Annotated in this window: 8 protein-coding genes; all 8 read left to right on the forward strand. The window is 47.2% G+C overall.

What is annotated here, in order from left to right:
• The first annotated feature begins 5 nt into the window (after nucleotides 1–5).
• Nucleotides 6–1,319 (forward strand): DUF58 domain-containing protein, encoded by a 1,314-nt coding sequence (locus tag F569_RS0110805; protein ID WP_026942220.1) that lies wholly within the window; start codon nucleotides 6–8, stop codon nucleotides 1,317–1,319.
• Nucleotides 1,319–2,320, forward strand: a complete 1,002-nt coding sequence (locus F569_RS0110810; protein WP_026942221.1) for a stage II sporulation protein M — start codon at nucleotides 1,319–1,321, stop codon at nucleotides 2,318–2,320. Before F569_RS0110805 ends, F569_RS0110810 begins: the two co-directional genes overlap by 1 nt.
• Nucleotides 2,320–3,177 carry an RDD family protein gene (locus F569_RS0110815; protein WP_026942222.1) on the forward strand — a complete coding sequence of 286 codons (858 nt, stop codon included), beginning with the start codon at nucleotides 2,320–2,322 and terminating at the stop codon, nucleotides 3,175–3,177. The genes F569_RS0110810 and F569_RS0110815 overlap by 1 nt, the downstream gene beginning before the upstream one ends.
• 65 nt (nucleotides 3,178–3,242) lie before the next feature.
• Nucleotides 3,243–4,199: a Gfo/Idh/MocA family oxidoreductase gene (locus F569_RS0110820; protein ID WP_026942223.1), complete on the forward strand. Its 957-nt coding sequence runs from the start codon at nucleotides 3,243–3,245 to the stop codon at nucleotides 4,197–4,199.
• Nucleotides 4,184–6,238 carry a hypothetical protein gene (locus tag F569_RS0110825; RefSeq protein ID WP_026942224.1) on the forward strand — a complete coding sequence of 685 codons (2,055 nt, stop codon included), beginning with the start codon at nucleotides 4,184–4,186 and terminating at the stop codon, nucleotides 6,236–6,238. The genes F569_RS0110820 and F569_RS0110825 overlap by 16 nt, the downstream gene beginning before the upstream one ends.
• Nucleotides 6,239–6,398: 160 nt before the next feature.
• On the forward strand, nucleotides 6,399–6,566 hold the full coding sequence (locus F569_RS19565) for a hypothetical protein (RefSeq protein WP_154813717.1): 168 nt from the start codon (nucleotides 6,399–6,401) through the stop codon (nucleotides 6,564–6,566).
• 140 nt (nucleotides 6,567–6,706) lie between these two features.
• Nucleotides 6,707–10,462: a CDP-glycerol glycerophosphotransferase family protein gene (locus tag F569_RS0110835; RefSeq protein ID WP_162143771.1), complete on the forward strand. Its 3,756-nt coding sequence runs from the start codon at nucleotides 6,707–6,709 to the stop codon at nucleotides 10,460–10,462.
• Between the two features lie 67 nt (nucleotides 10,463–10,529).
• A complete protein-coding gene (locus F569_RS0110840) occupies nucleotides 10,530–11,576 on the forward strand; it encodes a phytanoyl-CoA dioxygenase family protein (RefSeq protein WP_162143772.1) in 1,047 nt (348 codons plus the stop codon).
• Nucleotides 11,577–11,593: the final 17 nt, after the last annotated feature.

Consider the following 11,593-nt stretch of genomic DNA (forward strand, 5'->3'; position numbering starts at 1 on the left):
CATAGATGATCTATCCCACTCCACGCGCCGCAATATTGATGGCCATCGGCTTACCGGTGACCCTCATTATCGCTGTGCTTTTCCCGGCACTCTGGGCCTTGGGAGCGGCATGGATTGCGGGATTAGTTGGTCTGATTGTTCTGGATGTATTTCTCTCAATTCCGCGCAAGAAAATGGAATTTGAAGTCAAAGCTCCCGGTAGCTTCTTCATAGGCGAGACGGAGCAAGTCTGGTTTAAATACGACTATGGAGACCGCTCAGCACCGCGCTCTCCGGAATGCCGCTTATCAGTCAATGACCGCTTCTCTGTCGCGCCGCAGCACTTTTACGGCCAAGCTGCAAACGGGGCCGTCCTTGCGGCTTTTGATCTGAAAACAGAGCGGCGTGGCGATGGTGAAATTCAGCGTCTATGGGCGCGCTGGCAAGGCCCTCTGGGACTCATTTGGCGCCAAACAACTGAGACCCTGAATATAGACATTCCTGTGGTGCCCAATACACGGCTTGTCAAAGATAAGGCGATTGAGATCTTCTCGCGCGACGCCACTTTCGGACAGAAAATTCAGGATGAACGCGGAGAAGGCACAGAATTTGATGCCCTAACGGAATTTATGCCGGGCATGGATAAACGCGCCATTGATTGGAAACATACCGCACGCCACCGCGTCTTATTAGCCAAGGAGTTTCGTACTGAACGCAATCATAATATTGTTTTTGCACTCGATAGCGGTCACCTCATGTGTGAACCTATTCGCGGCATGACCAAGCTTGACTGGTCGCTGAATGCGTCCCTGCTTATGGCCTATGTTAGCCTCAAGATTGGGGATCGCATTGGCTATTTTGCATTTGACCAAAAGCCTTATTTTTATAGTCAACCCATTGCGGGGGCGAATAGCTTTCCGCATCTACAGCGCCTGACGAGTCAGATAGATTATTCGCATCATGAGACCAATTTCACCCTTGGCCTGTCACAGCTCGCACAAAGCCTGAAGCGGCGCACACTGATTGTGGTCTTTACGGACTTCGTGGACACAACTAATGCGGAACTTATGATTGAAAATATGGGCCGCCTGATGCGGCGGCATATCGTTATATTTGTGGCTTTTCGGGACGAGGCCTTAGAACAGTTGGTGAAGAAAACTGCCAAAGACACAGACGATATTTCCCGCGCGGTTATTGCGGAAAACCTTATGATGGAACGTGATTTAGTTATCGCGCGGCTGCATCGCATGGGCGTTCATATTGTTGATGTGGACGCAGATAAAATCAGCAATGCTGTTTTGAATAAATATCTTGAGCTTAAGCGGCGGGAGGCGATCTAATGGTAGGCCAAATTACGCTTAAGAGCCATCGCTTCAGAGCGGAGCGCGAAGACAGTTGGCGCGAGCTTGAAGTTATTCTCAAGGCCATTGAAGGGCGCGGGATGAAATCCTTATCCGATGCGCAAATCGTAGCCTTGCCGCGTCTTTATCGCTCAACGCTCTCGTCCTTGTCCGTAGCGCGCGCCACATCTCTCGACCAAGGCGTTATCCTATATTTGGAAAGCTTGACGGCTCGCGCCTATTATATTCTCTATGGATCACAAGTGAGCCTTGGCAAACGCATCTCAACCTTTTTCCTGCGTGACTGGCCTTTAGCTGCGAAAGCACTTTGGAAGGAAACAGCTATCTCGGCAGCCTTGACCTTATTGGCCACCGTGCTCGCCTTCATTCTTGTTAAGAATAATCCCGATTGGTTTTACACCTTCATGCCCGATAGCATGGCCCAGGGCAGAACGCCTGCCGCTTCAGCTGAGACCTTGCGCGAGACGCTTTACCATGACGGCGACGCAGACGGGCTAGGCATATTTGCGTCATTCCTGTTTAGCCATAATTCCAAAGTCGCCATCTTTGCCTTTGCTCTGGGATTCGCCTTTTGCATTCCGACAGCGATTTTGCTCATGTATAACGGGTTTATCCTCGGCAGTTTTATTGCGATTTTCTCTGAAAAGAGCCTTGGTTTTGAAGTCGGCGGGTGGCTGATTATACACGGCGCGACAGAGATATTTGCAATTATTCTAGCGGGCGCGGCAGGTCTGCATATTGGAAAGGCGGTCGCTTTCCCGGGCGAGCTGACCCGAACCGAATCCGCTTCCAAGGCTGGAAGCGCGGCATCGCTGCTGATGGCAGGTGTGGTGATTATGCTCTTTTTCGCCGGACTGCTTGAAGGGTTTGGACGGCAACTTATTACAAATGATTTGATCCGTTACGGCATTGGCCTAGGGACGCTGACGATTTGGATGCTCTATTTCTATGGCCCACGCCGCCAAGAAAGCAGTGAGTAATGGTAGGCGTTATCTCTCAGCGTAAAGTCGATCAAAGACGCCTTATCACACCCGAAGGTATCGACCTTCAAGTACAGCTTGCCGATATAGGAGCGCGTATCGGGGCCTATGTCATCGACCAAATTATCATCAATGTCGGGCTGGTTGCCGCTTTTTTCCTCATTGTTTTCGGAGGGATATCTGCCGGCCCTGAGGTTGCGATTACGATTTTTATATTGGTCAATTTCTTTGTGCGTAACTTTTACTATATGTTTTTTGAAATGGGCCCAAAAGCGGCAACCCCCGGCAAACGCATGAGTAAAATCCGCGTCGCCTCGCGTAGTCATGCCCGCCTGACGGCAAATGCGGTTTTTGCTCGTAATGCTCTGCGCGAAATAGAGATCAACCTTCCGCTTTCATTTCTCTTTATGAGCGGAGATTCTGTGGATGGGTGGATTTCTTTATTAGGATTATTATGGAGCGGCATATTCCTCTTCTTCCCGCTCTTTAACAAAGACCGTTTGCGGGCGGGCGACCTCATTGCAGGGACGTGGGTGGTGCGCGCGCCTAAACCAATATTAGCCAAAGACCTCGCCTCAGAAAAAGCCGATCTGGATTCGGCCTTTATATTCACGCCGGAACAAGTCGAGGCTTATGGGGTGCATGAGCTTCACGTGCTTGAAAACGTAATTCGCGCCAATGAATTCCAAACTGTCAAAGATGTTGCCCAGCGTATTCGCAACAAAATCAAATGGTCCAAAGGTATGTCCGAGGGCGACTTGGACTTTCTCAAAGCCTATTACGCTGCCCTAAGGGGTCGTCTGGAAACACGTCTTCTGTTTGGCGTGCGGCGGAAAGATAAGTTTGATAAAACGTAAGGTAACACGCTATTGAACCTTATGCCTCCCTGCCCTAAAGACGGGGAAATTTTAAAGGATCAATTATGGCAAATATTGTCATCTCAGGCTGCGGTAATATTGGAAGCCGCCTCCTGCAATCTGTTTCAAATATTGACGATACAGATATCGGCAAGCTTGATATTTACGGCGTTGATCCGTTTCAAAGCTCGCTTGATCTGTCCACTGAACGATTTCATCAGGAAAATAAAGGCGGAAATAATCTGCGTATGAGCACAGATGCGGCCAAGCTTCCCGCTGAAGCTGACCTTCTAATAGTTTCCGTGGACGCCGCTAATCGCCTAGCCGCTTTGACCACTGTGCTCGAACACTGCAAACCAAAGGCGATAATTTTAGAAAAGATTCTGTTCAACAAATTCGAAGAATTTGAGACCGTTCAGGCTATCCTTGATGATCTTGGAGTGCCGTGTTGGGTGAATTGTTCGCGTAATATCTGGCCGGGCTACCAATCCCTTAAAGAGACTTTGGGAGGTAAACCTGTAAATTCTTATACGGTTTCAGGTTCGGATTGGGGTTTGGGATGCAACGCCATCCACTTTATCGCAGCCTTAGAATATGTTGCGGGGGACACCGTCATCTCCCTGGAAATGGATAAAGACACTGCACTTGTCCGCGAGTCCAAACGCGCGGGCTATAAAGAGGTTACGGGTACGTTACGCGGCATTACGGCTTCGGGCGGAACACTGTCGCTATCCTCACTGCCGGTTGAGGGCCAAGCCATTTCTGTCATCCTAGAAGCAGGAGACGATAATTATGAAATTGCTGAGGGCAAAACGATTGCTCTGAATGGCGGCGGCGAAACACCCTTCCCAATGCTATATACAAGTCAATTGACAGCACCTCTGGTCAAAATCCTAAAAGAAGGGCAGTCTGACTTACCAAGCTATACACAATCGGTTCATCAGCATAAGGTATTATTCAAAGCTCTAAATAACGTATTTTATGGGGCGGGAAATAGTGAGGTTCAATGTCCGGTGACATAGAGACAACAGCAACCCCTGAAATTGAGGACGAAAACTCTGGCGACGTAAAAAAAGCGCCCTGTAATATTGTCTTTCTATCCATTCCCCCTGCATCGCTCGATACACCGCTAACAGGATATGCAGCCCGCATCATTAAAGAATCAGATGCAACACTTGTCTTAAACTTTGGCGGAAAATTGATGGATTATGTGCGGCGTCAAGGGCCGCAAAATCTGATGAGCTTATCCGACTCCCGCAATTTAGACTCTGATACAGAGCGGGAATTATTTTCTCTCGTAAATTACGATATTTCGACGATTGGCCTCGCCTTAGACGATATCCGCGTTTCTAAAGTCCCGACAGGTTCTGCTTGGGCTTTGGGATTGCGGCCCCTGATTTTCAGAGAGCTCTATGCGGCCCATCGCTTGCGCAGGGTGCTGGAAGAAGGACACCGCTCTATTGTGGTCGTAAGCAGCGCCATATCAATCGTGGAAAAGGCCGTTTTATCACGGCTGATCAATCTACAGCGCAACGGTGATGTTATCGTCAATGGCGTAGGCCAAATAAAAAAAGGCTTGGTGGAAACTGTCAACGTCGCTGATATCATGACGATCAGAGCCAAGCTCGCAAAAAGACGGCATAACCTTGAATTAACCGCAGCGCCTTTCAATGTGGAAACACTCGCAGGGGACTTTAGCGCCATTAAAGGAGAGCAACCCTCACCCGCAGATGTTTTACTTTTGCACCTGACAGATAATGCCATGTTCCATCAGAATGTAATTCCTGTATTGGACGAGCTGCAACGACGGAAAGTCAACGCCGCTGTTTTGATGTCCGGGGGCTTTAGCACAGAGCTCTATAAAGGACGGAAATTAGCAGAAAAATGGAATGTTGCTTCAGTAAACCAGAAGTTTGAAATTAAAGACGCAGAACAATCAGAGCGAATCCATAAATCAATACAAGACAGGATTGAGGTGTCATGCCTAAGCCTGTCAACACCGATTAGCTGGGCACCGTTAATAGCAGCCCACTCACAATCTTACATGAATCGTACGATTAATCAGCTACTGACGTTTCATACGGCCTTTAACGTCATGATAGGGCGCACACGCGCAACCTCAGTTTATATGACGCAGTCACCTGATACAAACCCATTAGCCTATCTGGCCGTGGCGGCCTGCGGGGCGCGCGCAAGACCCTTTTACAGTTTCTCTTCCTTCTTAAATGCCAGTGAACGCACACTTCCTTTCGTCGCCCCCGCAATTCTTTTAGCTGGCGGCCAGCATGAAATTGACATTCTAAAGCGTCGCAACAGTGACACAGCTGCCGAAGCAAGTGTTGTCGGCATTCCGGCGCTTGATGCTTTAATTGAAGCGAATAAAGACGATGAGCGTGTAAGGCTACTCAATGCTTTAGATGTCTCGGAACGCCGGCCTATTGTGACTATTTTGACAAGCCGAGCATCGCCTGAAGATGAAGATCCCTGGATCGCCCGTATTATGCGATGGGCAGAATCTCAAGACATAGATATCGTCCTTGCACGGACCAACCGAAGCGGGACGAAGGATCTGACGCTTTTCAAAAATATGGCTAAAAATAAAGGTTGGGATCATGTGAGCACCTTGGAAGACAGCAATCTGATAAATGCAGCCTTGATGAGCAGTGACGTCGTCGTCACTAATCAACCTTCATTGGTATATAGCGCCATTTCTACGGGCGTTCCAATTATCCAAGCCTCAATAAATGACGACTCTGTTATGCCTGTAGAAAAAGGTGTCGGCTTCACAGTGACCAGTGAGGTTGAGTTGCAAGATATTCTCAGCAGCGCACTTCTTGATGATGGCTACATACCGGAAGATATTCAAGAACGTCGAAATATGTTTTTATCCAGACTTAATGATAGTAGCTCCGAAACTGCGGCACAGCGTATCGTTCAGAAATTTCTCGATACTGAAGGCGTTGTAAGCTTTGAACCACCATTTATTGAGAAACTTATGCCGGGACGTTTCCCAAGTGAAATCTTTGGGTCTATCAATTCTGCAAATTTCAATGATGTTTAATGTCAACCGAGCCGCTTAACTTTGCGGGTGAATAATAGAATGCATTTCTAACTGCTGAAGTTTTCAATTGTTTCCTGTTAAACTTTTGACTAGAAGCCCAACAAAGCTTGGGGCGTCGTCCAAAGCTTAGGGACATTGTTTATTTCTGGAGGTAAATACCGTGAGACAAGTAGCTAAAAAATCAGTATCTGAACTTAAATCACTTAGCGAGGAATTAGCCCTCGAAGCGCAAATTGCTCAATATCGTGCGGACATCATTGAAGCCAATGTACGTAAGATGAAAAGCCAAGCAGAGTACACAAAACTTCGTGCTGCGATTAAGCGCTAATTTTCAATCACCGAGTAAAGTTTCCTTACTTGGTGACTCACTTAGATAATTTTGTGACCTCTTCCGATATGGATAAGACACAACGGACGAGTTTTCGGCTCGTCCTTTTGTCGTTTATCAACCGAGCCTTTGTGTGGTTTTTGACACGCTTTTCAACCAAAGCGGGTTCAAATCCCCTTTGGCGTTTGGCGGGGCGATTTCTCTTCATTGAAATGCAAACCCGGCAATGGCGTGGGCCCCTATCGGCAAAGCCTTATATAGATTTTGAACGCTATTTCGCATCATCGGCTGAACATTTAGAGCGGTTTCAAAACTTTATTGCCGGCAACGGTATCTTAGTTGACCTATTGGCGGCAAATTGGTTTGAATATCTTCCGATTAAAGAGCGCGTCCCTGTAACATCGCTCTTCCGCCGCATATACCAAGGAGAGAACGTTTGGCTGTCTTATCGTAATCGCCCAGCTCTCGTTGATAAACTCTCTACGCTTGAAAACGTTGACCAAGACTCACTTCCAGACTCTGTCTTTATTGTGCCCGTCCGTTCTATTGGCGGCGTCACAGCTGTTTGGCTGAAACTCAATAAAACTCTCAGCACAATTGGCGGAACTGTCCAAAAAGCCGTAAACGCAATTTTCAGAGGGATTGATGGTTTTTTCTCAGGATTAACACTCGTTTTACTCTCCATACCATTATTTTTGTTTTCTGTCCTCGGACTAGCGTCACCTGCGATTAAAGCGTGGATCACTCGCTGTAAGATTAGCCAACTTTCCGGGCTCGCGCCTCAATCTTCTAGAATTGACTCCTTACTAAGCCAATATGAAACGTTCTATGCGGGCAGCACTGATACAGCTAAAATCACTGCCCTCCTGAAACGCCCCGCTTTACGTCATATTTTATCACAAGAGCGTCTCAACAATATGGCGTTTAATCAGCGCGTTCTTGTTAGTTCTCTTTTCCGCCGTAGCGCGGCGCATGACGAGTCATTTGCAAAGCTAATGGCAACCGCCAATATAAATGAAGCCATCGCCGTCCGTAGTCAGCGCCATGTCCCGCAACTTACGGAACCAGGCGCCCAACAAAAAGCCGAGTGGGACGTATTTAAAAAACTAAATTCTGGCCAAAAACATAAGTCAAACTCAGTCCAAGCCATGGCACTGAAACCTGCAAGCCCAGCAATAAAAGTGGCTCGCACGCGGGCAGTTCCTAACAGTGAGTCCGTCTTGCAGCAGCAAGGTTGGTTTAACCCCGCCAAGAAGACAGATCTGCAATTTGCCACAAGCTTACGAGAACGCGCCTTTGAAGATGCAGCAGATTTTATAAATAAAGCTGAAAATTTCGAAGCCTTATCTCCTCAAATGATGACCAAGGCTGGTGCTGTAATGGCGCTTTTACAAAAACCATTCAGTCATACGCTGGCAAGCCAAAAAATTGAGAATGAACTCCTAATTCCGAAAGCCATACGCAACAGGACACAAAAAGAGCAAGCGCAATCAGCCCTCGCGGCAAGTTTGAAACATCTCTACCCAGCTTATGAGGGTGAACAGGCCCGCTCTCCCCTCGCATGTTGGACCGCGCTTGAGGACGCGCTCTCTGATGATACAGAATTCTCATTTGCTTCCGAGGTTTTAACGGCCTCATATTCGGGCACAGCCTATAACCGTATTACGGATCGCTCCGTCTCTTTTGATACATTTATGATCACGCGGCTCGAGGAAATATTAGATAAAATTCGGCTTTGGGTCGATTGGGATGACTGCCCGACATCAGCTTTAGTCGCATATGCTCACGCTGCCGCCCATATCGGCAATAGGGTCAATTTTGATTTCTTTGTAACGACATTGGAGGGTCAAGCTGGAATTCCTCCAAGGTTCATTATAAATTTACGTGATAGTTTCTTCAACTCGGGTATCCATTCTTTGGATGCCATTCTTTCACCCTCGAAACATGCCGATGAAGCATCGCAGCTTCGCAATATTTCTTCTGATAAAAAATATCTTTGTTTGGTTGAAATGGGTGCACGTGTTCAAGCGCTGCGACAAGTTGAAGGCATTACAGATAAAGACCTTTGCGGCCCTGTGGCTCCGACAGATGCAGTGAAGTTCCCCCCTAATGCGGCTTTGGTGCAGGCAGAGGATTTTATTCCGATGTATTCCGCTGAGGACATGGAAATCGGCCAAGAAGTCGATAAGCTTACGAAACATTACCTCAATCAAGCCCGGGCTGCTCTGAGGTCAGCCGGAGTGTCCGAACGTTATGTTGATGCTGTGGAAGTCACACACGCTACAATTTTCTTTGCATTGTACCGTGACGCCGTTTCAGCCCGTATTTGCGAAAAATTGATTGAAACAGCTTCGGATTATGACGGCGTTATTTTACTGACAAAAACTGGGCAAATATTAGGCAATATGATCGCGCCTGCCATAGATGCTGTAGGACGTGAAAATGTCTATCTGTCCCTAGGGTCACACAGAAGTCCGGAATTTTTCAGCGCCCTTACAACCATGCGGGCCTCAGCAAAAACAACAAGACCTAAAGCTTCATCCAAACCCATTGAAATATCAGATGATTGGACTTCTGCCATGGGTAGCTGGGTCTCAGAAACTATGAGTTTCCACGGCAAGTCTATGCAAATGGTTAAGCCAGGCCCCTATTCTGTTATGACTTTGGAACATATCAATGGATATTTTGATAGCTATCAAGCCTTGGTCCGAGAGGGTCTTGCTCATAGTCATGTTGAGCTTTTCACTTCAGCGGCAAATACACAGCTAAATGACCATATTTTGGAGGGCGGCTTTGCGCCTTATGAAACAGGATATGAGTTAAGACACAAAGTATTACGTCCGCGCACGCCTGATGCTCGCCCTTGGGTTACGCCATTTGTTCAAACCCTTCGCGGTAGTTTCGACGACTTTAAGAGTCCTTACCTGCCAGTTTATAAGACCATGGTCCTCGAACGTGTCCAAGCCGTCCTCACGCAACGGCTCCCTCAAATAATGGATGCCATGAGCTATTTCAGGGCGCGTTTTGCAGAAGGTCTTCCTGACTATGTCTTTACAGGACCTAACCAACATATGATTTCTCGCTCAGCGGCTTATTGTGCGAAAGCGGCAGGCGTTCCAGTCTATGACTTCTTAATCCTAGCCAATACGAACCATCCTCGATACCGGCCTATCGTTGCAGATTACGCCTATCTGTATGATCCTTGGTATAAAGACATTTATCAGAGCTTTTTTGGTATGGAAAAAGAACAGCTCCGCACTGCAGGACCATTGTTTGAATATAGCGAGCGTTTGAAACAGGAACCTAATAGTGACTACGCCGCACCCCGTGGGAAAACGCATATTGTCTTCTTCTCTCAAAGTGCCAATTACGACAATTCAAAATTAATGCTGGAGTCAATTTGTCAGGCAACCAAAGATCGCAAAGACATTTACATTACAGTAAAGCTTCATCCGCATGAGAGCCCGGCTAATGTCGAGCGTTATACACAAATTGCCGCTGATAATGGCGTCAAAGATAATATCTATGTTTTCCATAAAGGCGATGCTGTGGCGTTGTTAAATCAAGCAGACCTTGTTGTGCAGAGCTTCTCCAATATCGGCCTTGATGCCCTTTTGCTTAAAAAACCTGTTATTACATTTAAACCAAAAACAGACCTGAAAGCCCGTATTTTCTTGTACGAGAAGGATATAGGCTATGTTGTAAGTACTAAGCGAACGCTTACCAATAAAATCAAGAAGTTTCTTAAAGATCCCAAAGACCGCGAAGCTATGCAAGTCATTGCCGATAATTTTGCGGAGGAAAACGACCATTTCTTACGCGGTCAAAATGCGGCAAGGGTGATGAAAACAGTACAAGAAGACGTAGAGCGGTTTAGGACCGCTCGCGAGACCTAGATCACGGCAGACTTGCCGCGATAAATGAGATTATGTTATGAGCGGTAACCGCGAGACGGAGAAGATTATGAGCACAGTATGCTATGATGGCCCAAGTAACTTTATCGACATTGTCGAAAAAGACGGCTACTTTTTAATTAAAAATTTTTTCAAGCGTGAAGCGGTTGAAAAAGCACGTGCTGAATTAAAAGTCATTCTGGACAAAGATGAAGCCCGCCGCAAAAAGTCCGACGGTCCAGCCGTAGACTCCAGTGTAGAATTTCGTTCGATTTACACGAAATTAATGCATACAATTTGGTTCCCGAGTCTCCAATCCCCGGGTTATCTTGAACTTACCAATGATATGTTTTCATCATCTGTTATGAAAGACTTCATCAGAGACTTAGCCGGCGATAATTTCCGCATGCGCATTGACCTTATTCGCAGAAGCTCAGGCGAGAATGATTGGGTCGATAATTTCCAGCTACCACATGTATGGCACCGCGACACATTGGGCGAGTTTACATTTGGTATCTTCTTTGATGATATGCCCGAGAATGGAGGCGGAGGTACAGCCGTAATTCCTGGAACACATTGGGATACGCGTGATCCGAGATGGGACCTTATGTTGGGACCTGAGAAAAATATGACGCGCAAACACCACCTCGGAAACCGTCAGCTCTTAACACTTCCGCCTGAGTATGTCGCAGATGCGAAACTAAATCAGCGGGTTGCAAAGAAAGCGAACCAAAAAAAGGTCGAGATTGCAGGTCAAATGGGCGATATATACTTCTTCTTGAATGATACATGGCACGGCCGCGCGCCAAACGTGACAGATAAGCGTTGGATGATTTCACGTATCGGCTGTTTTGCAACCGAGTTCCCCTTTAAAGATGACATCCCGCTACCCGCAGGCATGCAGAATCTGAAAGGACCCATGGGTGAGCATTTTAACCGGCATCAGACACCAAACATTCAGACAGACACATTACTGCGCCGCATGGCTTATAAGCGCAAAGCAAACATGCTAACACGCATGGCCGCGCGCGAAAAAGATAAGCTTTTAACTCGCTTTTACAGCCAACCTGACATCGCGGCGGCGCGTGAGGCTGTGCTCAGTTCACATAACGTTTAAGTCCAAACCCCGCTGGA

The organism is Hellea balneolensis DSM 19091 (genome assembly GCF_000428525.1).
In the GTDB taxonomy this organism is placed as follows: Bacteria; Pseudomonadota; Alphaproteobacteria; order Caulobacterales; family Maricaulaceae; genus Hellea; species Hellea balneolensis.

What these genes read in the sequence shown, in the direction of transcription:
- F569_RS0110805 (WP_026942220.1), top strand. Translation starts at nt 6, where the DNA reads ATGATCTATCCCACTCCACGCGCCGCAATATTGATGGCCATCGGCTTA.
- F569_RS0110840 (WP_162143772.1), top strand. Translation starts at nt 10,530, where the DNA reads ATGAGCACAGTATGCTATGATGGCCCAAGTAACTTTATCGACATTGTC.
- F569_RS0110810 (WP_026942221.1), top strand. Translation starts at nt 1,319, where the DNA reads ATGGTAGGCCAAATTACGCTTAAGAGCCATCGCTTCAGAGCGGAGCGC.
- F569_RS0110825 (WP_026942224.1), top strand. Translation starts at nt 4,184, where the DNA reads ATGTCCGGTGACATAGAGACAACAGCAACCCCTGAAATTGAGGACGAA.
- F569_RS0110815 (WP_026942222.1), top strand. Translation starts at nt 2,320, where the DNA reads ATGGTAGGCGTTATCTCTCAGCGTAAAGTCGATCAAAGACGCCTTATC.
- F569_RS0110820 (WP_026942223.1), top strand. Translation starts at nt 3,243, where the DNA reads ATGGCAAATATTGTCATCTCAGGCTGCGGTAATATTGGAAGCCGCCTC.